The sequence below is a fragment of the Leifsonia sp. NPDC014704 genome, from assembly GCF_043083605.1.
In the GTDB taxonomy this organism is placed as follows: domain Bacteria; phylum Actinomycetota; class Actinomycetes; order Actinomycetales; family Microbacteriaceae; genus Leifsonia.
Map to the genome: position 1 here is coordinate 1,718,853 of NZ_JBIBYW010000001.1, position 22,183 is coordinate 1,741,035.

Below are 22,183 nucleotides of genomic sequence, written 5' to 3' on the forward strand. Positions count from 1 at the left end.
TCTGGTGATCAGAGGTGCGATCAGCGCTTCTTCGCCTGCGCGCGACGCTCCGCACGGTTCACGGGAGCCGCGTCGTCGGAGGACTCGACACGCTGGCCGAAGGCCCCGCGCTGGTTCGACGCCTGCGTGGGCGGAGCGGCCGGGGCGGCCGCCTGCTGCTGTGCGCGCTGAGCACGCGCGGTCGCGGCCTGCTCCAGCTGGCCGCGCTGGTTGCGCACCTCGACGCCGCCCTGCTCGGCCGGAGCCGAGTAGCTGAGCTTCGTGTCGCTCTCACCCCGCGCGAGACCCTTCGCGGCGACCGCAGGAGCCTCGACCTCGCCAGGAGCCTGATTGACTTCGACCTCCAGGTTGAACAGGAAGCCGATGGTCTCCTCGCGGATGGCGCCCATCATCTGCTGGAACATGGCGTAGCCCTCGCGCTGGTACTCGACCAGCGGGTCGCGCTGAGCCATCGCACGCAGGCCGATGCCGTCCTTCAGGTAGTCCATCTCGTAGAGGTGGTCGCGCCAGCGGCGGTCGATGACCGAGAGCACGACGCGCCGCTCCAGCTCGCGCATCGCGGGGGCGCCCAGCGACTCCTCGCGACGCTGGTAGGCGATCCGCGCGTCCGAGAGGATCTCGCGGCGCATGAACTCGCGGTTGATCCTGCCCTTGTTGCCGGCCTCCGAAATCACCTCGTCGATGCTGACACCGATCGGGTAGAGAGTCTTGAGCTCGGCCCACAGGGCGTCGAAGTCCCAATCGTCGCCGCTGCCCTCGCCGGTGTGCTGGTCGAGGATGTCGTCGATCACGTCGGTGAGGAACTGCTGCACGCGCTCGTGGAGGTCGTCGCCCTCGAGCACGTGACGGCGGTCGCTGTAGATCGCCTCGCGCTGGCGGTTCAGCACGTCGTCGTACTTGAGCACGTTCTTGCGGATCTCGGCGTTGCGGGCCTCGACCTGCGACTGCGCGCTGCGGATGGCACGGCTGACGACCTTCGACTCGATGGCCATGTCGTCCGGGACGCTGCTGCGGCCCATGAGGCTTTCCGCCGCGCCCGCGTTGAACAGACGCATCAGGTCGTCCGTGAGCGACAGGTAGAACCGGCTCTCGCCCGGGTCGCCCTGGCGGCCGGAACGACCGCGGAGCTGGTTGTCGATGCGCCGGGACTCATGACGCTCGGTGCCGAGCACGTAGAGACCGCCGGCCTCGATGACCTTCTCCGCCTCTTCGGCGACCTGCGCCTTGACGTTCTCGAAGACGCCCTCCCAGGCGGCCTCGTACTCGTCCGGCGTCTCGACCGGCGACAAGCCGCGGGCGTTCATCTCCGCGACGGCGAGGAACTCGGAGTTGCCGCCGAGCATGATGTCGGTACCGCGGCCGGCCATGTTGGTGGCGACGGTCACGGCGCCGAGACGCCCGGCCTGGGCGACGATCGCGGCCTCGCGAGCGTGGTTCTTCGCGTTCAGGACCTCGTGGCGGACGCCCCGCTTGGCGAGCAGACGCGAGAGGTACTCGCTCTTCTCGACCGACGTGGTGCCGACCAGCACCGGCTGGCCCTTCTCGTGACGCTTCACGATGTCCTCGACCACCTGGTCGAACTTCGCCTTCTCGTTCTTGTAGACGAGGTCGGACTGGTCGATGCGCTGCATCGGCTTGTTGGTCGGGATGGGCACGACGCCGAGCTTGTAGGTGCTCATGAACTCGGCGGCCTCGGTCTCGGCCGTACCGGTCATGCCGGAGAGCTTCTTGTAGAGACGGAAGTAGTTCTGCAGCGTGACGGTCGCGAGGGTCTGGTTCTCGGCCTTGACCTCCACGCCTTCCTTCGCCTCGATCGCCTGGTGGATCCCCTCGTTGTAGCGGCGCCCCACCAGGATGCGGCCGGTGTGCTCGTCGACGATCAGCACCTCGCCGTTCATCACCACGTAGTCCTTGTCGCGCTTGAACAGCGCGTTCGCCTTGATGGCGTTGTTGAGGAACGAGATGAGCGGGGTGTTGGCCGACTCGTACAGGTTGTCGATGCCGAGGTAGTCCTCGACCTTCTCGATGCCCGGCTCGAGCACACCGACGGTGCGCTTCTTCTCATCCACCTCGTAGTCCACGTCGGGCGTGAGGCGCTTCGCCAGGTTCGCGAACTCGTTGAACCAACGGTTCGCCTCGCCGGAGGACGGACCGGAGATGATGAGCGGCGTGCGCGCCTCGTCGATGAGGATCGAGTCGACCTCGTCCACGATCGCGAAGAAGTGGCCGCGCTGCACCATGTCGCTCGCCTGCCAGGCCATGTTGTCGCGCAAGTAGTCGAAGCCGAACTCGTTGTTGGTGCCGTAGGTGATGTCGGCCGCGTACTGCTCGCGGCGCTCCTCGGGGGTCTGGCCGGCGAGGATCACGCCGGTCGTCATCCCGAGGGCGCGGAACACGCGACCCATCAGCTCGGACTGGTAGCTCGCCAGGTAGTCGTTGACGGTGACGATGTGGACCCCGCGGCTGGCGATCGCGTTGAGGTAGGCCGCCGTGGTCGCGACGAGGGTCTTGCCCTCACCGGTCTTCATCTCGGCGATGTTGCCGAGGTGGAGCGCCGCGCCGCCCATGATCTGCACGTCGAAGTGACGCATCCCGAGGGTGCGCTTGGCCGCCTCGCGGACGGCCGCGAACGCCTCGGGGAGGAGGTCGTCGAGGGATTCGCCGTTGCCGTAGCGCTCGCGCAGCTCGACGGTCTCGTGCGCGAGTTCCTCATCGGTGAGTTCGCTGAAGTCGTCTTCGAGGGCGTTGACCGCCTTCGCATACGCCTCCAGCCGACGAAGGGTACGGCCCTCGCCAACACGGAGGACCTTTTCAAGAACTGAGGCCACTGATGCACTCCACTTACGCTCGGTCGGGCTGACAGCCCGGCGCCCCGGCGGACGCACGCCGGACGGCATACTCCGCCGACGCTAGAGACATGCTACTTGCTCCACCCCGACGTTCGACCTGCCCGGCCTGGGAGGACTCTGGATGCCGGCGGTGAACGCGGTCAGGAGGTTGGCTCCTTCGTCCCACCCACCGAGGCGGCTCGCCGAGTTGAGGTGTCCGCGTGCGCCGAGCGAGACGCTGGCGGCACCCCACTGAGCCGCGAACTGCTCCGCGCGCTCCGGCGAGCAGTACGGGTCGTCATCGCTGTTGATCATGAGGACAGGGACGGCGGGCGTGACATCGAGCCCTGCCGAGAACGACTCCGCCTCCCTGGGGAACCGCGGACCTGCCGGATCAGGGGCTGCCACCAGGAACAGGCCGGCGACGTTCTCAGGGTGGAGGTGCGACCAGCGCACAGCGAGCAGGCAGCCGAGGCTGTGCGCGACGAGGATGGCCCGTCCCCCGTCCACCGCACGATCGAGCGCTCCGGACCAGTCCTCCGCATCGGGTTCGTCCCAGGAGGACGGCTCGATGCGTCGCATCTCGGGATGACGGGACTCCCAGATCGATTGCCAATGCTCGCTATCCGAGCCTCCGATGCCCGGCACGATGACTGTTCGCATGCACGCCCTTCCGGTTGTCCGAGGGGACGACTCAGCCCAGGCGGCCAGGATATCCCTGGGGCCGGATGCCGACGAGCACCGCTCTCGAAAGGACTCGCAGACATGACTCTTCGCCCGATCCGCTCCCTCATCGGTGCCGCCATCGCTGTCGCGGCGCTCACCGGGTGTTCCACCACGGGTGTTGCGTCACCGTCGACGTCGCCCCACTCGCCAGCGACACGCACCGCCGATCCACGCTCCGAGTCGGCGGCGCGCGCACTGGCCGAACTGGAGTCGCAGTACGGGGCGACCCTCGGCGTCTCTGCCGTGGACACCGGCACGGGCCGGTCGGTCGGCTACCGCCAGGACGACCGCTTCGCGTACGCGTCGACCTCGAAGGTGTTCCTCGCCGGCGCGGTGCTCGCCCGGTCTTCGGACGAGCAGCTGGATGCCACGGTTCCGTACACCAGCGACGATCTCGTCTCCTACTCGCCTGTCACCGAGACCATGGCGGGCGTCGGGATGCCGCTGCGCGACATCATCGCGGCGGCGCTTCAGAAGAGCGACAACACTGCGGCCAATCTGCTCTTCCGTCACCTGGGCGGACCGGCCGAACTCGAGAAGTCACTCCGTGCGCTGGGCGACGAGACGACGGAGGTCGAGCGCACCGAGCCTGACCTGAACGAGGCGGCTCCGGGCGACCCGCGGGACACCAGCACTCCCCGCGCCCTCGCCACCGATCTGCGGGCGTACGCTCTCGGCGACGAACTCCCCGCAGACAGGCGGAAGCTCCTCGTGGACGGCATGACCGGGAACGCCACGGGCGATCTGCTCATCCGGGCTGGGGCCCCGAGCGGGTGGACGGTGTCCGACAAGTCGGGCGCCGCGTCGTATGGAACGCGAAACGACATCGCGGTGCTGACGGCACCGGGTCACGCTCCTGTGGTGATGGTCGTGCTCTCCCGAAAAGCGGACAAGGACGCCACTTACGACAACGCGCTGATCGCGGACACCGCGAAGGTCGTGTCGACGGCGCTGGGGCTCTGACGCCGCTGGGACTTTGGCGCCGCGGCCGTGACAGAGTCGATGGCGGCCGCCGCCTGGGCGGCCGCCATCGACGTTCCCGCGGGTGCTGCCGCGGTCAGCCCAGCTTGCGTGCCGCGGTCGCGACCTCCTGCAGCTCTTCGGCCTCCTCGTCGAGCGAGATCACGCCGTAATCCCAGCCTTTGCGCCGGTAGACGACACTGGGACGCATGGTCTCCTGGTCGACGAACAGATAGAAGTCATGGCCGACGAGCTCCATGTAATACAGAGCATCGTCCACGGTCATCGGTACGGAGGCGAAGACCTTCTTTCGGATGACGACGGGGCAGTACTCCTCCTCCGCCTCCGATTTCTCCTCCGTCTCATCGGACACGGCGGGCAGTGTGCCGGTTCTCACCTGGTCCAGCACCGCGACGGGAGCCGCCGCGAGGCCGACCGCGCTGAAACCGTCGGTGCTCGCCTCACGCAACGAGGTCGGTCTGTGCTGACCACGATGGACCTTCCGTCGGTCCTTCGCCCGCCGCACCCGTTCGAGGAGCTTGCCGAGCGCGATATCGAAGGCCGCGTACTTGTCCTGTCCGGTCGCCTCCGACCGCACGACCGCCTTCGGACCGACGAGCGTCAGCTCGACCCGGTCGTCGCCGTTCTGGCTTCCCAGCTTCTCGTTGTGCCTGCTGACCTTGATCTCGAACGAGATCGCCCTCTCGGCCAGGTGCGCCACTTTCTCGGATTTCTCGGTGGCGTACTCCCGGAAGCGATCAGTGATACCCAGGTTGCGTCCGATGATGTTGATGTCCATGGAGACCTCCCTGTTCCGGCGTGACGACCGCCCGGATCACGAAGGGCGGATCGACCACACCTTTTCGACTACCGTAGTGCCGCCGACCCCATTAAGAAACCGGAAAACATACGGCATCCCCCCTGGGTGTTCTGGGTGCTCCCTGAAGACGTCCTCCAGCGCGGAGCGGCGTCCGCGCGATCGCTGCCGCGCCCGCTACTCGGCCTCCCGCGGCCTGAATCGCTCGCGCCGCCTCGGCGATGGTCGCCCCCGACGTGACGATGTCGTCCACGATCAGGCAGGTGCGGCCCGCTAACCGCTTCGAGGCCACAAAGCTGCCGCGCCGGTTGCCGGACCTCTGCACCACGTTCAGCCCCGCCTGGTCAGCCGTCTGACGCGAAAGTCGGAGCGCCCGCCAGAGGGGTGGCACCAGGATGTGCGCGCGGGCGAGCACCGAGCGGCTCGGGTGATAGCCCCTGCGGCGCCACGCGGATCGGGTGGAGGGGATCAGCACCGGCAGCAATGCGGCGCCTCCCCCGCCGCCCGGTCCACCCCGCGCGGTCTGCCGTTGCGCCTCCACCACCGCGGAACGCAGGGCGCGCGCCAGCGCTCGCACCACATCCACTCGGCCGCCGTCTTTGTAGGCGAGCAGCACGCGTCGGGCGACGCCCTCATAGCTCAGCGCGGACCAGACCGGGATCTCGCCTACAGCGTCGAGGCGGGTGACCGGTCGTAACTCCGCTTCGCACTCGTCGCAGAGCGATCGATCGGGGCGACGGCACCCGGCGCATCGCACGGGGAGGACGATCGCGGCGGCGTCGAGGAGGGATTCGCGGACCAGGGCGTGAGCTGTCATGGTTCGAGCATCCGGGTGCGGCACCGAGGGGGGACCGTCGACCGCCGAATCTGTGGAGAACCGGCGGGGCGCCGGGGCTGTGAGCACGCGGCGTCTGCCCTAGGGCTGCCCCTGCTGCACCGCCACGGCGCCCACCTTGTCGGTCTGCGCCTGCCAGCCCGTGCCGGTCGGCGCCAGGAGCGTACCGTCCGCGCTGAGGACGACGTAGGGCGCCAGCCCCGACGCTCCGACGATCGTCCGGCCGCCGGCCGGACCGGACGTCGTCGTCTGCTCGCCGCCGACCGTCTGCTGCGCGATGCTGGTGGCTTCGCCGTTCGTCGAGCTGAGCACCGCGATGGTGAGATCGCTGGTCCATGCGGCCGATCGAGGCTCCGATGTCGGCACCGCGAGCTCGACCGGTTCGGTCAACGACGTGGGCGACGTGTTGCCGCCGCGCACGATGCCCGCGGCCATGAGCGAGTAGCCGGTCGCGGTCTTGAGGAGCGCTGCGACACGCGTCCCGTCCCGGGAGACCGCGAGCGAGAGGATGGCGGTCGCGTTCGGCCAGACGGCCGTGACGGCGTGCGGCTCGGCGCCGGTAGCCGTGGCGACCTGGATGGCGTTGGGGGTGGCAGCGGGCACCGACCAGACCCAGCCGTCGGCGTCGAGCGACGGTCCGATGAGGCCGGGCCGCGCATCCACCCGCACCGGATCGCCGTTCTTGCGCACCGAGTACACGCCGGCCTGCGACAGCACTGCGGCCTGATCACGGGAAGCGCTGAGAGTGATCGCCGACGGGTGCAACGACGCGACCTTGTCGCTGAGGCCGCTCAACGCGCTGACGGTGTCGCCGTTGAGCGGGCCGAACACGTCTCCGCGATCGACGAACGGATGCGAATCGACGGACGGATTCCGGATGGGCAGAGCAGCGGCGCTGAGCGACGGGACCTGCTGGACATTGCCCTCGATCGAGAGCTGGACGCTCTGCGCCAGGCTGCCGAGGGACTGCTCGAGCTGGAACTGCATGCGCTGCAACTGGGTCGGATCGGCCTGGGCCGCTTCGGAGCTGAGGTCGACCCGGGCCACGCCGCCCGCGGTCGTCACCGAGGGGACGGCGAGCTGGGTCCCCTTCGGGAACGCGGTCGCCACCGCCCCGGTCAGCCACGGCGCCGGACCGGCGAGCAGCGAGCTCGCGACCCGCGTCGCGGCCGATGCCACCCGTGCCGGGAACCAGCGCGCGTCCGGGACGAGGTAGGCGTAGCCGGGGCTGTAGAAGTACAGGGTCTGCTGCGTGTAGACGGCGCGGAACGTGGGATCGTCGATCACCACGCCGTCGGGCGCGACCGAGATGCGCCACTCCCCGTTCTCCCTGACCAGCTGGTAGTTCAGACCGACCGGGGCGGTGCTCCCGACGGGGTGGAACGCACCGACGGCGTCGATGTTGGCGACGGGGGTCACCTCCACTCGCCACAGCGTGCCCTGGTCGTCATAGCTGCGGTTGCGCCCGTCGTCGACGGTGACCGACTCGTCCGGGTTCCAGTTGGCCGCCATGGAGCGTGTCAGGTACTCGCGGGCGATGGCGAAGTTGTTCTTGGGGCTGGACGCGGCATCGATGAATCCCTGGACGATCCGCTGCTGGCTCGCGCCCTTCTCGGGCGGCGACGGGTTGAAGTCCAGGTCGAGCGGGTCGTTGACCTGCGCGACCGGCGCGCCCTGCCGCACGGGTCCGGAGTCCGGGATGCTCGCGCATGCGGCGAGCGCCACCAGCACCAGTGCGGTCGCCGAAGCCACCGCGGCACGCACTCGCCACGACCGCCTGCGCCCGCTCATGCGTGGGCCTCGCTCCCGGTCGGGGACGGGTTCGTCGCGGGCATGGTCGCCCCGGCGTCGGCCGGGGGGAGCGGCAGAGGGGATGCGGTGATCTCGCGTCCGACGACGCGTGGAAGGGTCAACCGGAAACACGAACCGGCTCCCGGCGCCGACCAGACCTGCAGCCAGCCGGAGTGCAGCGTCGCGTCCTCCAGCGAGATCGCGAGTCCGAGGCCCGTCCCGCCGAGCGTCCGTTTGCGCGACGGGTCGGCCCGCCAGAACCGGTCGAACACATGGCCCGTGTCCTGCGGGCTCATCCCGATGCCGTAGTCGCGCACGGTGAGGGCGACGGCGCTCTCGTTGCTGTCGATGGTGACGACGACCGGACGCCCCTCGCCGTGCTCGATCGCGTTGCCGATGAGATTGCGCACGACCCGGCGGATGCGCCGCGGGTCCATCGGCACGTCGAAGTAGCCGCCGGGGGCGTCGAGGATCAGCTCGGAACCGTTCTGCTCGGCCAGCGTCCTGAGCTCGTCGACGCAGTCCTCCGCGAGCCGGACGAGGTTGGTGGGCTCGGCGTCGAGCACGACCGACCCTGCGTCGTAGCGGCTGATCTCGAGCAGGTCGGAGAGCAGGCGGTCGAACCGCTCGATCTGGGTGTGCAGCAGCTCGGCCGTCCGGGCGGTGGCCGGCGCGAACCCCTCCCGCTGGTCGAAGATGACGTCACCGGCCAGCCGAATGGTGGTCAGCGGTGTGCGCAGCTCGTGCGACACGTCCGACACGAACCGCTGCTGAAGTTGCGACAGCGTCGCCAGCTGGTTGATCTGGCTCTGGAGGCTGTCCGCCATCCCGTTGAACGACCGGGCGAGGGTCGCGAACACGTCTTCACCCCGCTCCGGGATGCGGACGGCCAGGTCGCCGGCGGCGAGCCTCTCGCTGGTGCGCGCTGCGACGCGGATCGGCTCGACCACGAACCGCACGATCACCCAGGTGATGGCGCCGATGAGCAGGATGAGGGCGAGGCCGGCCAGCAGGAGCGTGTTCTGCACGAAGAGCAGCGTGTTCTCGGAGTCGCGCAGGTTGTAGCCGATGTAGAGCTCGTACTTGCCGTACGACGGCAACGTGAGCTGCGATCCGACCACGATGCCCGGGTCGGTATCGCCTCCGGCAGGCAGGGCGACCGACTGGTAGTACTGCTTCGATCCGCCGTTCTGCACCTTCTCGCGCAGTTCGGCCGAGATGACCGAGTTCATGGCCGGGCTGCCGCGGTCGGGCGGGGCGAGGATGCCGGTGTCCTGTCCCGGCACCCGGTACGCCGCGACGAGACGGCTCGACGTCGACGCCTGCACGCTCTGAAGGACGGTGTTGAGCAGGTTCTTGCCCGCATCCCCGGAGGACACGTCGGAGGCGTTGAGGGTCGACTGCGCGGTGGTGGTCGCGCGGCTGGAATCGCGGAGGGCCTGGTCGAGCCGCGACTGGTACAGGTCGTTGCTGATGCTCAGCGACATGTAGACGCCGGTGACGAGGATGGCGACACCGGTGAGCAGCAGCGTGATGGCGACGGTCCGCAACTGCAGCGAGCTGCGCCACAGGCGCGCGAGACGGGTGGGCGCCTGGCGCCACCAGTCCCGAGTCGGCCACCGCGCGCCCATCCGTGGCTCCGGTCGCTAGGCCGCGGCGCCGGCGCGGTAGCCGACGCCGCGCACGGTCATGACGATCTTCGGGTTGTCCGGGTCCTGCTCCACCTTGGCGCGAAGGCGCTGCACGTGCACGTTCACCAGACGCGTGTCCGCCTTGTAGTGGTAGCCCCAGACCTGCTCCAGCAGCATCTCGCGCGTGAAGACCTGCTGCGGCTTGGAGGCGAGTGCGAGCAGGAGGTCGAACTCCAGCGGGGTGAGCGCGATGCGGGTGTCTCCGCGGCGCACCTCGTGCCCGGCGACGTCGACGATGAGGTCGCCGACGGTCAGCTCGTCGGTCGGCGGCGCGGCGGGCGCCGGACGCAGCCGTGTGCGGATGCGCGCGACGAGCTCCTTCGGGTTGAAGGGCTTCACCATGTAGTCGTCGGCCCCGGACTCGAGGCCCTTCACGACGTCGGCGGTGTCGGACTTCGCGGTGAGCATGATGATCGGGGTGCCCGACTCGGCCCGGATGCGACCGCACACCTCGATCCCATCGAGGCCGGGGAGCATCAGGTCGAGCAGCACGAGGTCGGGCTTGGACGACCGGAAGGTGTCCACTGCGAGGGATCCGTCTTCACAGAACACGGGGTCGAATCCCTCGGTGCGGAGAACGATGCCGATCATCTCCGCAAGCGCGGTGTCGTCGTCGACAACCAGGATGCGACTAGTCATGTGCGAAGTTCCCCGAACCCCTCTCGAGCGGCCTCTGGCCGTGAAGTGACATGACCAGCGTAATGGAGCAGTCTGCTACCAGCTTGAATGAAACCATTACGTGCCCTGTGGATGGGACAGCGCGCGCGGGAGCACTGTGCCAGCATGGGAGCAACGCACGGGGGGAACGAAAGGTACGGCGTGAGCGACGAACATAACTGGCAGGCGCCCGGCTCGAACGGGTCCACGCCGCAGGGCGGGCAGCAGCAGCCGCCACAGTACGGGCAGCAGCCGCAGTACGGACAACAGCAGCCGCCACAGTACGGCCAGCCGCAATACGGGCAGTACGGTCAGCAGCCGCAATGGCAGCAGCCGCCTGCCGGGCAGCCGGGATGGCAGCAGGCCTACCCGCCGGGTGGCGCACAGCCCGCCTGGACTCCTCCGCCGAAGCCCGGCCTCATCCCCCTGCGGCCCTTGACGCTCGGCCCGCTCCTCGCCGCCCCGTTCCAGGCGCTCCGCCGCAACCCGCGGATCACCGTCGGCGCGGCGCTTCTGCTGCAGGGCATCCCGTCCATCGTGGTGAGTGTCGTGATCGCCGGGGGGATCGGCCTGCTGGCCGGTCGCGTCTTCTCCGCGGAAGCGCGGGATCAGCCGGCGCTCCAGGCCGGCTTCATCGGCGGCACGATCCTGCTCGGCGTGCTCTCGCTCGTCATCACGACGGTGTTCAGCGCCCTGCTCCAGGGCGTGATCGTCGGCGACGTCGCCCGGGAGTCCCTCGGCGACAAGCTGACCTTCCGGGCCCTGTGGCAGCTGGTCCGCGGGCGGATCGGTGCACTGATCGGATGGACCCTGCTCTTCGCTCTGGCCTGGATCGTCGTGATCGCCCTGGTCGTCGCCGTCGTCGTCGCGCTGGCCGCGCTCGGTGGGAGCGCCGGGGCCATCGGAGCAGTGCTCGTGGGCGTCGTCGGCGGTCTCGCTCTGATCCCGCTCGCGTTCTGGATCAACACCAAGCTGGCGATGGTGCCGAGCGTGATCGTGCTCGAGCGCCTGCCGCTGACGCAGGCTGTCGCCAGATCGTGGCGCCTCACCACCGGCTACTTCTGGCGGACGCTGGGCATCATCCTGCTGGTCGGTGTGATCGTCTACGCCATCACGCAGACGGTCGCGATCCCCTTCGGCATCATCGGCGGTCTCGCGGGCGGGGTGTTCGCGCCGACGTCGGCGACCTCGGCCGATCCCATGCAGGAAGTGCTGGTCACGCAGCTGAGCGTCAATGTGCTCTCCAGCATCGTGACCTCGATCATCGGTGCCATCGGCAGCGTCATCCAGACGGCAGCGGTCGCGCTGCTCTACATCGACCTCCGCATGCGAAAGGAAGGGCTCGACCTCCAGTTGGTGCGCTTCGTCGAAGGCCGCCAGACGGGGCAGGAGCTGCCCGACCCCTATCTCCCGCAGGCTCAGCAGTACCAGCCTCCGCAGCCGCCCGCCGGGTGGCCGAACGCCTGACCGTGATCCGCTTCGACGTCCCGGTCGACCCCAGCTCGCCGGAAGCGCAGGACTGGCTGCGCGGGGAACTGTCGCGCCCGGAGTACCAGGCGGCGAAGCCGACGTGGTTCGATCTCGCGTCCAAAGCCGTGCAGGACTGGATCGGCTCGCTGTTCCAGGGTCCGGGCGGCGACGCCGCACCCGTCCTGCTCCTCGTCGTCGTGCTGGTGATCGCCGGCCTGATCGTGGCCGCATTCTTCCTGTTCGGGCGGCCACGGGTCAATCGCCGCTCCACTCTGGACCGGCGCGCGTTGTTCGGAGCGGACGAGGCGCGCAGCGCCGCCGACCTGCGTGCTTCCGCCGAACAGGCAGCACGTCAGGGCGACTGGGTGACCGCTGTCGAGGAGCAGTTCCGCGCGATCGCCGTCTCGCTCGACGAGCGCACGCTCGTCCACGTGACTCCGGGAACGACGGCGAACGAGTTCGCCGCGCACGCCGCGCGGATCGCGACCGACGAGGGCGACGCGCTCCGGCAGGCCGCCCGCGCGTTCGATGAGGTCCGCTACCTCGACCGGCCCGGCACCGAGGCCGCGTACCAGCACCTCGTCGCGCTGGATCAGCGGCTCCAGCGCGTGCGGGCTGCACTGCCGGCGGTGAACGCATGAGCGCCCCGGCACCCGCGCGCGGCCCGGAGACGGTCCAGCGCGAGACGCGCGACCCACAGGCGACGACGGCTCAGGCTGCGACGGCTCAGACCCCGACGGTCCGCCAGACCGCCCGCCGCGCGCTCCCGTGGATCGTGCTCGCCGTGATCGCGGTCGTCATCGCGCTGGGCGGCGCGCTGCTCACCGGCGGACGCGTCGCGCCGGGCGAGACGCTCGATGCGACCAACCCCGCACCCGCCGGAGCAAAGGCGGTCGCGCAGGTGCTGCGCGGGCAGGGGGTGGATGTCCGGACGGTGTCGACGCTCGACCGTGCGACCGCGGCCGCCGAGGACGGCGCCACCGTGCTCGTCTACGATCCCCTCGGCAACCTGACCTCGGACGGCTATCGTGCCCTGACCGGGGAGGGACGGACGCTGGTCGTCGTCGAACCGGACTTCGAGGCCCTGCAGACCCTCGATCGCGATGTGACGGCGGCGGGGGAACCGCGTGGTCCGGCTCCCGCCGACTGCGACGTGCCCGCCGCCGAGCGCGCCGAGCGCATCGACCCGCGCACCACGTCCACGACGGAGGATGTGGTCGTCCCCGGGACCTTCCGGGTGGCCGACGACGCTGCAGCGTGCTTCTCGGACACCGGCGGGCGCTCCTCGCTCGTGCGCACCTCCTTCAACGCCTCACCCGTCTACCTGCTCGGATCGGCCGCCGTGCTGACCAATGACGGCGTCGACCGCCTCGGCAATGCGGCCCTCGCCCTCAACCTCCTCGGCGGCCACCGCACTCTGGTCTGGTACCTGCCCTCCCTCGACGACCGTCCGGTGAGTGGGCCGCCGGACATCGCGGAGCTCACACCCGGGTGGGTCACCCCGGTGATGCTGCTGCTCGTCGTGGTGTTCATCGCGGCTGCGATCTGGCGCGGGCGCCGGTTCGGCCCTCTCGTCGTCGAGAGCCTGCCGGTGGTGGTCCGCGCCGGCGAGACCCGCGAGGGCCGTGCGCGCCTCTATCAGCGGTCGTCCGCGCGGCTGCGCGCGGCCGACGCCCTGCGCGTCGGAACCATCGGCCGGCTCTCCGCTCTCGCGGGTCTGCCGACCACGGCAACCGTGTCGGAAGTCGCCGACGCCGTCGCTGCGATCACGCGCCGTGACCGACTGGCCGTCCGCGACCTGCTGGTCGAGCGCATCCCCCAGACCGACCGCGACCTGATCGCGTTGTCCGACGAACTCGCGGAGCTCGAGAGAGCCACCGCGTCCGCCGTTACGCCCTCCGCAGGGCCCGACCGGAAGAATGGATGAATGACAGACGTCACGACGGGGACGGCGTTCCCCTCCTCCCCCGGCGCACCCGCTGACGCGGCGCGCCTCCGCTCCGCCCTCTCCGCCGTGCGGACCGAGGTGGGCAAGGCGGTCGTCGGACAGGACGGCGCGGTCACGGGGCTCATGATCGCGCTGCTGGCGCGCGGCCACGTGCTGCTGGAGGGCGTGCCCGGTGTGGCGAAGACCCTGCTGGTCCGCTCGCTCAGCCAGGCCCTCAGTCTCGACACGAAGCGCGTGCAGTTCACCCCCGACCTCATGCCGGGAGACGTCACCGGCTCGCTGGTCTACGACGCCCAGACCGGCGGTTTCGTCTTCCGTGAGGGGCCGGTGTTCACGAACATCCTGCTCGCGGACGAGATCAACCGGACGCCCCCGAAGACGCAGTCGGCCCTTCTCGAGGCCATGGAGGAGCGTCAGGTCAGCGTAGACGGCGTCAGCCGCCGGCTGCCGGACCCGTTCATCGTGGCGGCGACGCAGAACCCGATCGAGTACGAGGGCACCTACTCCCTGCCGGAGGCGCAGCTCGACCGCTTCCTGCTCAAGCTCACACTCGATGTACCCGAGCGGGACACCGAGGTGGAGGTGCTCCGCCGTCACGCCGCCGGGTTCAACCCGCGCGATCTCGCAGCCGCCGGAGTGACGCCCGTGCTCAGCGCCGCCGAGCTCCAGGCGGCGCGGGAGTCCGCGGCCCTGGTCGGCGCGAACGCCGACGTTCTCGCCTACATCGTCGACCTCGCGCGCGCGACCCGCCGCAGCCCCTCCGTGCGCCTCGGCGTGAGTCCGCGCGGCACCACCGCGCTGCTTGCCGCCGCCAAGGCCTGGGCCTGGCTCTCGGGCTACGAGTCGATCACTCCGGACCACGTGCAGGCGATGCTCGTGCCGGTGTGGCGCCACCGCATCCAGCTCCGCCCGGAGGCCGAGCTCGAAGGGGTGGGCGCCGACGCGATCCTGCGGTCGATCCTGCAGCAGGTCCAGGTTCCGATCTAGGCCCCCGCTGTGACCGTATCCGGACGTTTCGTCGCCCTGCTCGCGCTCGGCGCGCTTCCCGTCGTGCTGCTCGGTGGTGCGACGGGGATGGCGTACGCCGTGCTCGGCGGCTGGCTGCTGCTCTGCGTCGCCCTCGGGCTGCTCGACCTCCTCCTGGCCGCGTCCCCGCGTGCGGTCGCGCTCGAGCGCACGCTGCCCGGCCGCGTGCGTCTCGGCGCCGAGGCCGTCTCCGAGCTGTACGTGACGAACACCGGCCGCCGGAGGCTGCACGGAACGGTCCGCGACGCCTGGGAGCCGTCGGCCGCCGCCGAACCGACCCGGACGAAGGTCGACATCCCCTCGGGGGAGCGGCGCCGGGTCGTGGCGTCCCTGCGACCGTGGCGGCGCGGCGAACGCCGCGTGAGGAACGTGACGGTGCGGTCGTGGGGGCCCCTGCACCTGTGGGCTCGTCAGGCGACCCTCGACGCTCCCGGTCGCATCCGCGTCCTCCCGCCGTTCACCGCCCGGAAGCACCTGCCGTCGCGCCTGGCGCGGCTGCGCGAGCTGGAGGGCAGCACGAGCGTCCTGCTCCGCGGCCAGGGGACGGAGTTCGACTCGTTGCGCGAGTATGTTCGTGGCGACGACGTGCGCTCCATCGACTGGCGGGCCACGGCACGACGGCACGATCCCAACGGCGGACACGGCGCACGCGTAATGGTGCGGACGTGGCGCCCCGAGCGGGACCGCCGGGTCATCGTCGTGATCGACTCCGGCCGGACCTCCGCGGCTCGCGTGTCCGACGAGCCGCGCATCGACACTGCGTTCGAGGCGGCGCTGCTCCTCGCCGCCCTCGCCACACGCGCCGGCGACCGCGTCGACATGGTCGCCTACGACCGCATGGTGCGCGGTCGGGTGCAGGGCGCGACGGGCCCGGAGCTGCTCTCACGGATGGTGGATGCGATGGCCGGCATCGAGCCGGCCCTCATCGAGATGGACTGGTCCGCCATCCCGGCCCAGGTCTCTGCCCTGACCTCGCAGCGCTCGCTGGTTGTGCTGCTCACCTCGATCGAGTCCCCCGGAGGCTCCCGGGGGTTGCTCTCCGTGCTTCCACAGCTCACGGCGAAGCATCTGGTCGTCGTGGCGAGCGTGACGGATCCGGACACACTTGCGGCCACCGGCGAGCGCCGTGATCGTGCCGAGGTGTACCGCGCCGCCGCGGCGGAGCGTTCTCTGCTCGACCTCAGCCGTGTCGCCGCGGCGGTGAAGCGCCTTGGCGGCGACGTCGTGACGGGGTCGCCGGCCGATCTGCCGCCCGCGCTGGCTGACCGCTATCTGGCCCTGAAGGCGGCCGGTCGGCTCTGAACCGCGGCCCGCGTCAGGCGGCGACGATGCGGCGAGCGCCCGCCTCGAACTCCTCGAGGTCGCCGGTCTCCCCCGCGCGCACGGCCCGTCGGCCGAGCACCAGCATGTAGGCGAGGAACGCCGCCAGCGCGAGAGCGCCGATGCTGATCTTCGCCCACACGGGCAGACCCGACGGCGTCACGAAGCCTTCGATCAGCCCCGAGATGAACAGCGAGATGGCGCAGCCGACGGCGACCGTGAAGAGAGCCCGGCCGTCCTCGGCGAGCGCCTGTCCGCGAGTCCGCGGCCCCGGGGCGATCCACGCCCAGAAGATGCGGAGCCCGGCCGCGGCCGCCACGAAGACGCTCGTGAGCTCGAGCATGCCGTGCGGCAGGATGTACGAGAACATCACGTCGCCGCGCCCGTAGGCGAACATCACGCCGGCCGCAGTGCCGACGCCGACGGCGTTCTGGATGAGCACGTAGGGCACGAACAGCCCGGTGATCCCGAAGGCGATGCACTGGGCGGCGATCCACGCGTTGTTCGTCCATACCTGCCCGGCGAACGACGCCGCCGGGTTGTTGGAGTAGTAGTCGATGAAGTCGTGCTCGACGTACTTCCGGAGGTTGGCGTCGTCGCCCAGGTTGCGGAGCACATCCGGGTTGCCCGTGATCCACAGGGCGTACAGCGTCGCGATCACGATCGTCGCGACCGTCACCCCGAGGACGATCCACCGCAGCCGGTACAGGGCGGCGGGTAGCTGGAGCACGAAGAAGCGGGGCAGCTGGGCGAACAGATTCGCTCCGGCGCCGGTGAATCGCAGCCGCGCTGACGACAGCGCGAGCGAGAGCCGGTCGCCCGCTGCCGTAGCGCCGGCGCTCGTCTGGATGGCCGACAGGTCGGCCGCTCCCGACTGGTAGAGGTCGATCAGGCGGTCGGCCTCCGGGCCGTCGAGGCGTCGCTTCGACGCCAACCGGGAGAGTTCTTCCCAGTCGGCGCTGCGCGCGGCGGTGTAGGCGTCGAGGTCCATCTGCTTAGATGATATCTATGATGCAGGCCGGGGCGGGGAACGTGTCTCAGGACGACCGCGAACTGGTCACGGGCGAGGCCGTCGCCCTCGACGTGAAGCCGGCCAGCTACATCCTGCGGGCCGCCGGCACCATCATCGACTGGCTGGCCTACCTGCTCGTCATGTTCGGCTGCATCGTGCTGCTCGCGTACACGGGCGCCGGGCTCGACGAGGCCCTCGCGCGGGCGCTGGTCATCCTGATCCTGGTGTTCGGGATGGTGATCCTCCCCACCACGGTCGAATTGCTTTCGCATGGCCGGTCCCTCGGCAAGCTGGCGGTCGGGGCCCGCATCGTCCGCGATGACGGCGGGGCCACCGGTTTCCGGCACGCGTTCATCCGCGCGCTGGTCGGCGTGCTCGAGATCTTCCTGACGTTCGGATCGATCGCGGCGCTCACCGGCCTCCTCAACAGCCGCTCCAAGCGCCTCGGCGACCTCCTCGCGGGCACGTACAGCCAGCTGGTCCGCGTGCCGCGGCCGACACCGCTCTCCCTCTACCTCGCGCCGCACCTGACCGCCTGGGCCTCGACGGCGGATGTCGCCCGTCTGCCCGACCGCCTCTCGCGCCGCATCGCCCAGTTCGTCCGCCAGGCGCCCGACCTGACCCCCGCGGCTCGTCACGGGCTCAGCACCGAGCTCGCCCGCGAGGCCGCCCCGTACGTCTCGCCGCTGCCACCGGTGGACGCTGAGACCTTCCTCGTCGCCGTCGCGGTGCTGCGCCGCGACCGCGACGCCCGTGGGCTGGCTCTCGAGAAGCAGCGCCTCGACCGGTTGGACCCGGTGCTCGGCGCTCTCCCGCACGGTTTCCCCGACCGCTGACCGCCCCTCCTGTCGCCGCCCGCCCCCCGACTGGAGACGCCATGACGCACCCCCGCCGCATCGTCGACCTCAGCCACCGCATCCGCGCGGGTCTCGTGACCTATCCCGGCCTCCCCGCGCCGACGATCGAGCCGCACCTGACGCGCGAGGCGTCCCGGTCCGTGTACGCCACGGGGACCGAGTTCGCGATGGATGTCATCACCATGATCGGCAACACCGGCACCTACCTGGACAGCCCCTTCCATCGCTATGCGGACGGTGCGGATCTCGCCGGTCTCGACCTCGACACGCTCGTCGGTCTGCCGGCGGAGGTCGTCCGCCTGACCGGGCGGGAGGAACGCGGCATCCCGGTGTCGGCGCTGGAGGGCCGCGCAGAGCGTGGCTCCGCGGTGCTGCTGCACACCGGCTGGGATGCGCACTTCGGGACGCCGTCATACGCCACAGGCGCCCCGTTCCTCACCGAGGACGGCGCGCGAATGCTCGCCGAGGCCGGTGTCGCGCTCGTCGGCATCGATTCGCTCAACATCGACGACGCCGAGTCGGGCGGCAGCAGGCCGGCGCACAGCATCCTGCTTGCCGCGGGCATCCACGTCGTCGAGCACCTCACCGGGCTGGGCGCGCTCCCGGAGCGCGGGGCCCTGTTCACGGCGGTGCCTCCGGCCATCGAGGGATTCGGCACGTTCCCGGTGCGCGCCTTCGCGGAAGTGCCGACCGCCGACTGACGCGTGAGCGCGCTCAGTCGTGCAGGATGCGCTGGAACAGGACGTGGTCCTGCCAGCGGCCCGCGATCTTGAGATAGTTCGGGGCGACACCGATCCGCTCGAATCCGGCTCGAGTCAGGACCGACTGGGAGGCATGGTTGGCAAGCAGCGTCGCCGCCTGGATGCGGTGCAGGCCGTACTCGTCGCGTGCCGCGTCGATGAGCGCACCGAGCGCCGCGGAGGCGAGCCCCCGGCCGACGTGGTCGCGGTCGAGCCAGTAGCCGACGCTCGCCGACTGGAACGCGCCGCGGACGAGCTGGCTGAGGGTGAACCCGCCCGCGATCTGGTCACCGTCGGCGATCACGAGCGGGAGGGCCGCATCCACGTCGCGCAGCGCCAGCAGTTCGCGCGTCTGAGCGAGCTGTCCGGCCTCCGTGAAGAAGTCCTCCGTGCGTGTCGGGTCCCACGGGGCCAGGTGCCCGCGATTGCGCTGGTAGGCGGCGGCGAGCGCCCCGGCGTCCTGCTCTCTCCGCACCCGGAGGATCAGGCCGTCGGGGAGTTCCCGGTCGGCGAAGTCGAGGACCATCAGTAGCGGTAGTGGTCGACCTTGTAGGGACCGTCGACCGGGACGCCGATGTAGGCGGCCTGCTCGTCGGTGAGCGTCGTCAGCTCGACACCCAGCGCATCAAGGTGCAGGCGCGCGACCTTCTCGTCGAGGTGCTTGGGGAGCACGTACACGCCGATCGGGTAGTTCTCCGTCGACACGTACAGCTCGAGCTGCGCGAGCACCTGGTTGGTGAACGAGTTGCTCATGACGAAGCTGGGGTGGCCGGTGGCGTTGCCGAGGTTCATCAGACGGCCCTCGGAGAGCACCAGGATGCTGCGGCCGGTCGGCAGGCGCCACTCGTGCACCTGGGGCTTGATCTCCACCTTCTCGGCACCGGGCAGTGCCTCGAGCGACGCCATGTCGATCTCGTTGTCGAAGTGGCCCACATTGGCGACGATGGCGAGGTGCTTGAGGCCGAGCAGGTGGTCGAGGGTGACCACGTTCACGTTGCCCGTTCCGGTGATGAGGATGTCGACCTGGTCGATCACCGACTCGAGCCGGGCGACCTGGTACCCGTCCATCGCCGCCTGCAGCGCGTTGATTGGATCGACCTCGCTGACGATGACGCGTGCGCCCTGGCCGCGGAGCGCCTCCGCCGCCCCCTTGCCCACGTCGCCGTAGCCGGCGACGAACGCGACCTTGCCGCCGATGAGGACGTCGGTCGCGCGGTTCAGGCCGTCCGGAAGGGAGTGGCGGATGCCGTACTTGTTGTCGAACTTGCTCTTGGTGACCGAGTCGTTGACGTTGATCGCCGGGAACAGAAGCTGGCCTTCCTTGGCCAGCTCGTACAGGCGGTGCACGCCCGTGGTGGTCTCCTCGGTGACGCCGAGGATGTCGGCGGCGATGCGGGTCCAGCGGTCGGTGGAAGCGGCGAGCGACTCGCGCAGAGCCGCCAGGATGACACGGTACTCGTGGCTGTCGGACGCGGCGTCCTCCGGTACGGCTCCCGCGAGCTCGAACTCGCGGCCCTTGTGGACGAGCAGGGTCGCGTCGCCGCCGTCGTCGAGGATGAGGTTCGGACCGAGGTAGTCGGCACCGTCGGCGGCGGCCTCCGTCGACCAGTCAAAGATCCGCTGGGTGCACCACCAGTACTCCTCCAGCGTCTCGCCCTTCCAGGCGAACACGGGGACGCCCGCAGGCGCCTCGGGGGTGCCGGTCGGGCCGACGGCGATCGCGGCGGCCGCCTCGTCCTGCGTGGAGAAGATGTTGCAGCTGGCCCATCGCACCCGGGCGCCGAGCGCGACCAGGGTCTCGATCAGCACGGCGGTCTGCACGGTCATGTGCAGGGAGCCGGCGATGCGGGCACCGGCGAGCGGCTTCGCGTCGCCGAACTCCGCGCGGAGGGCCATCAGCCCGGGCATCTCGTTCTCGGCGAGCCGGATCTGGTGCCGCCCGGCGGCGGCGAGGGAGAGGTCGGCGACCTTGAACGGCAGGGCGGTGGTGGCACTAGCAGGCATGGCCCCTATTGTGGCATGCCCTCCCCGCTGCGTCCCGGGGATGACGCTCAGGCGCGGATGAGCACGAGCACCTCGTCGCGGATGCGCGCCATCGTCGCCTGGTCGGCCGCCTCGACGTTCAGTCGCAGCAGCGGCTCGGTGTTGGACGGGCGCACCGAGAACCACCAGAACGGCTCGTCCTGGCCGACGCGGCCCGTCACGGTGAGGCCGTCGAGCTCGTCGAAGTCGGCGCGCGGCGTGAACGCCTCCACGATTCGGGTGAAGGCGGCCGGGACGTCCGCGACGGTCGAGTTGATCTCCCCCGACATCGCGTACGGCGTGTAGCGGGCGGACAGCTCGGACAGCGGGCGGTCCTGCGCGCCGAATTCGGCGAGGAGGTGCATCGCCGCGAGCATCCCGTTGTCGGCGCTCCAGAAGTCGCGGAAGTAGTAGTGGGCCGAGTGCTCGCCGCCGAACACGGCGCCGGAGCGGCGCATCGCATCCTTGATCAGGGTGTGGCCGACGCGGGTCCGCAACGGAACGGCCCCTGCGGCCTCGATCGTCTCGGGGACGATGTTCGACGTGATGAGGTTGTGGATGACGGTGATCTCGGCGTCCGGGTCCTCCGCCCGTGCCCGCGCGATCTCCCGCAGGGCGACGATCGCGGCCACGGCGGACGGCGTCACGGCCGAACCGCGCTCGTCCACGACGAAGCAGCGGTCGGCGTCGCCGTCGAAGGCGAGACCGATGTCGGCGCCGTGCTCGACGACCGCGCGCTGCAGGTCGACGATGTTCTTCGGCTCCAGCGGGTTGGCCTCGTGGTTGGGGAACGTGCCGTCGAGCTCGAAGTACAGCGGGATGACGGTGATGGGAAGCGCAGGAAGCCCGGCGGCCTTTTCGAGCACGGCCGGGACGGTCAGCCCGCCCATCCCGTTGCCCGCGTCGACCACGACCCTGATCGGCCGGATGCCGCTCAGGTCGACGAGCGAGCGCAGGTAGGCGGCGTAGCGCTCGAGCACATCCTCCTCGCGGAAGGTCCCCGGGCGGTCGACAGCGGGAATGCCGTCGCGCAGGTACTCGGCGGCGCGGTCGCGCACCGCACCGAGGCCGGTGTCCATGCTGAGGCCCTGGGCACCGGCCCGGGACAGCTTGATGCCGTTGTACGTCGCGGGGTTGTGACTCGCGGTGAACATCGCGGCGGGCGCCTGCAGGGAGCCGGAGGCGAAGTACGACTCATCGGTGGAGCACAGCCCGATGGACACGACGTCGGCACCGCGCGCCTGCGCTCCGCGGGCGAAGGCCGCGGCGAAAGCCGGAGACGAGTCGCGCATGTCGTGGCCGACGATGACGTCGGTCCCTGCGGCCTGCACCTCGTCGACGAACGCCGCGGCGATGGCCTCGACGACCTCCTCCGTGAGGTCCTTCCCGACCAGTCCACGGATGTCGTAGGTCTTGACGACGGACTGCAGACGCGGGTCGGTGATGCTCATGGCCCTAACCTATCGCGACGGCCGCCCCGGAT

At 70.1% G+C, this 22,183-nt stretch carries 19 protein-coding genes; 8 read left to right on the forward strand and 11 right to left on the reverse strand.

Annotated features, from left to right (window positions below; all coding sequences use genetic code 11):
* Nucleotides 1-20 precede the first annotated feature (20 nt).
* Nucleotides 21-2,828: a preprotein translocase subunit SecA gene (secA, locus tag ACF1AJ_RS08460; protein WP_391506927.1), complete on the reverse strand. Its 2,808-nt coding sequence runs from the start codon at nt 2,826-2,828 to the stop codon at nt 21-23.
* 81 nt (nt 2,829-2,909) lie between these two features.
* Entirely contained in the window at nt 2,910-3,491 is a 582-nt protein-coding gene (locus ACF1AJ_RS08465; protein WP_391506928.1) for an RBBP9/YdeN family alpha/beta hydrolase, read from the reverse strand.
* A 102-nt stretch (nt 3,492-3,593) separates the two neighbouring features.
* Between ACF1AJ_RS08465 and bla the strand changes: the two genes are divergently transcribed.
* A complete protein-coding gene (gene bla, locus ACF1AJ_RS08470; RefSeq protein WP_391506929.1) occupies nt 3,594-4,517 on the forward strand; it encodes a class A beta-lactamase in 924 nt (307 codons plus the stop codon).
* Between the two features lie 94 nt (nt 4,518-4,611).
* Here the strand turns inward: bla and hpf are convergent, their stop codons facing one another.
* The 5 genes from hpf to mtrA form a co-directional block, all read right to left on the reverse strand.
* Complete coding sequence (hpf, locus tag ACF1AJ_RS08475) at nt 4,612-5,313, reverse strand: ribosome hibernation-promoting factor, HPF/YfiA family (RefSeq protein WP_391506930.1); 702 nt, start codon at nt 5,311-5,313, stop codon at nt 4,612-4,614.
* 91 nt (nt 5,314-5,404) lie between these two features.
* The gene (locus tag ACF1AJ_RS08480; protein WP_391506931.1) at nt 5,405-6,148 is read right to left on the reverse strand and encodes a ComF family protein; all 744 of its coding nucleotides are present in this window, start codon (nt 6,146-6,148) and stop codon (nt 5,405-5,407) included.
* A 99-nt stretch (nt 6,149-6,247) separates the two neighbouring features.
* A complete protein-coding gene (locus ACF1AJ_RS08485; protein WP_391506932.1) occupies nt 6,248-7,918 on the reverse strand; it encodes an LpqB family beta-propeller domain-containing protein in 1,671 nt (556 codons plus the stop codon).
* 35 nt (nt 7,919-7,953) lie between these two features.
* Nucleotides 7,954-9,588 carry an MtrAB system histidine kinase MtrB gene (gene mtrB / locus ACF1AJ_RS08490; RefSeq protein ID WP_391506933.1) on the reverse strand — a complete coding sequence of 545 codons (1,635 nt, stop codon included), beginning with the start codon at nt 9,586-9,588 and terminating at the stop codon, nt 7,954-7,956.
* A 15-nt stretch (nt 9,589-9,603) separates the two neighbouring features.
* A complete protein-coding gene (gene mtrA / locus ACF1AJ_RS08495; protein WP_309857241.1) occupies nt 9,604-10,287 on the reverse strand; it encodes an MtrAB system response regulator MtrA in 684 nt (227 codons plus the stop codon).
* Nucleotides 10,288-10,467: 180 nt separating this feature from the next.
* Here mtrA and ACF1AJ_RS08500 point away from each other — a divergent pair, with 180 nt between their 5' ends.
* Genes ACF1AJ_RS08500 through ACF1AJ_RS08520 form a run of 5 tightly spaced genes read left to right on the forward strand, consistent with a single transcriptional unit; the run spans nt 10,468 to nt 16,051 of the window.
* Nucleotides 10,468-11,772, forward strand: coding sequence for a hypothetical protein (locus ACF1AJ_RS08500; RefSeq protein ID WP_391506934.1), 1,305 nt, complete (start codon nt 10,468-10,470; stop codon nt 11,770-11,772).
* Entirely contained in the window at nt 11,757-12,416 is a 660-nt protein-coding gene (locus tag ACF1AJ_RS08505) for a DUF4129 domain-containing protein (RefSeq protein WP_391506935.1), read from the forward strand. The genes ACF1AJ_RS08500 and ACF1AJ_RS08505 overlap by 16 nt, the downstream gene beginning before the upstream one ends.
* A complete protein-coding gene (locus ACF1AJ_RS08510; RefSeq protein WP_391506936.1) occupies nt 12,413-13,702 on the forward strand; it encodes a DUF4350 domain-containing protein in 1,290 nt (429 codons plus the stop codon). Before ACF1AJ_RS08505 ends, ACF1AJ_RS08510 begins: the two co-directional genes overlap by 4 nt.
* Entirely contained in the window at nt 13,703-14,710 is a 1,008-nt protein-coding gene (locus ACF1AJ_RS08515; protein ID WP_391506937.1) for an AAA family ATPase, read from the forward strand.
* Nucleotides 14,711-14,719: 9 nt separating this feature from the next.
* Nucleotides 14,720-16,051 (forward strand): DUF58 domain-containing protein, encoded by a 1,332-nt coding sequence (locus ACF1AJ_RS08520; RefSeq protein ID WP_391506938.1) that lies wholly within the window; start codon nt 14,720-14,722, stop codon nt 16,049-16,051.
* 13 nt (nt 16,052-16,064) lie between these two features.
* Here the strand turns inward: ACF1AJ_RS08520 and ACF1AJ_RS08525 are convergent, their stop codons facing one another.
* Nucleotides 16,065-17,060: a stage II sporulation protein M gene (locus ACF1AJ_RS08525; RefSeq protein WP_391506939.1), complete on the reverse strand. Its 996-nt coding sequence runs from the start codon at nt 17,058-17,060 to the stop codon at nt 16,065-16,067.
* Between the two features lie 17 nt (nt 17,061-17,077).
* Here ACF1AJ_RS08525 and ACF1AJ_RS08530 point away from each other — a divergent pair, with 17 nt between their 5' ends.
* Both ACF1AJ_RS08530 and ACF1AJ_RS08535 read left to right on the forward strand, forming a co-directional pair.
* The gene (locus ACF1AJ_RS08530; protein WP_391506940.1) at nt 17,078-17,917 is read left to right on the forward strand and encodes an RDD family protein; all 840 of its coding nucleotides are present in this window, start codon (nt 17,078-17,080) and stop codon (nt 17,915-17,917) included.
* Nucleotides 17,918-17,958: 41 nt separating this feature from the next.
* Nucleotides 17,959-18,639 carry a cyclase family protein gene (locus ACF1AJ_RS08535; RefSeq protein ID WP_391506941.1) on the forward strand — a complete coding sequence of 227 codons (681 nt, stop codon included), beginning with the start codon at nt 17,959-17,961 and terminating at the stop codon, nt 18,637-18,639.
* A gap of 13 nt (nt 18,640-18,652) precedes the next feature.
* On the opposite strand, the gene ACF1AJ_RS08540 is transcribed toward ACF1AJ_RS08535, so the two are convergent.
* The 3 genes from ACF1AJ_RS08540 to ACF1AJ_RS08550 are packed head-to-tail and all read right to left on the reverse strand — an operon-like array spanning nt 18,653 to nt 22,151.
* Complete coding sequence (locus ACF1AJ_RS08540; RefSeq protein ID WP_309857220.1) at nt 18,653-19,204, reverse strand: GNAT family N-acetyltransferase; 552 nt, start codon at nt 19,202-19,204, stop codon at nt 18,653-18,655.
* A complete protein-coding gene (gene ahcY / locus ACF1AJ_RS08545) occupies nt 19,204-20,682 on the reverse strand; it encodes an adenosylhomocysteinase (protein WP_391506942.1) in 1,479 nt (492 codons plus the stop codon). Before ahcY ends, ACF1AJ_RS08540 begins: the two co-directional genes overlap by 1 nt.
* A gap of 47 nt (nt 20,683-20,729) precedes the next feature.
* Entirely contained in the window at nt 20,730-22,151 is a 1,422-nt protein-coding gene (locus ACF1AJ_RS08550; RefSeq protein ID WP_391506943.1) for a phosphomannomutase/phosphoglucomutase, read from the reverse strand.
* Nucleotides 22,152-22,183: the final 32 nt, after the last annotated feature.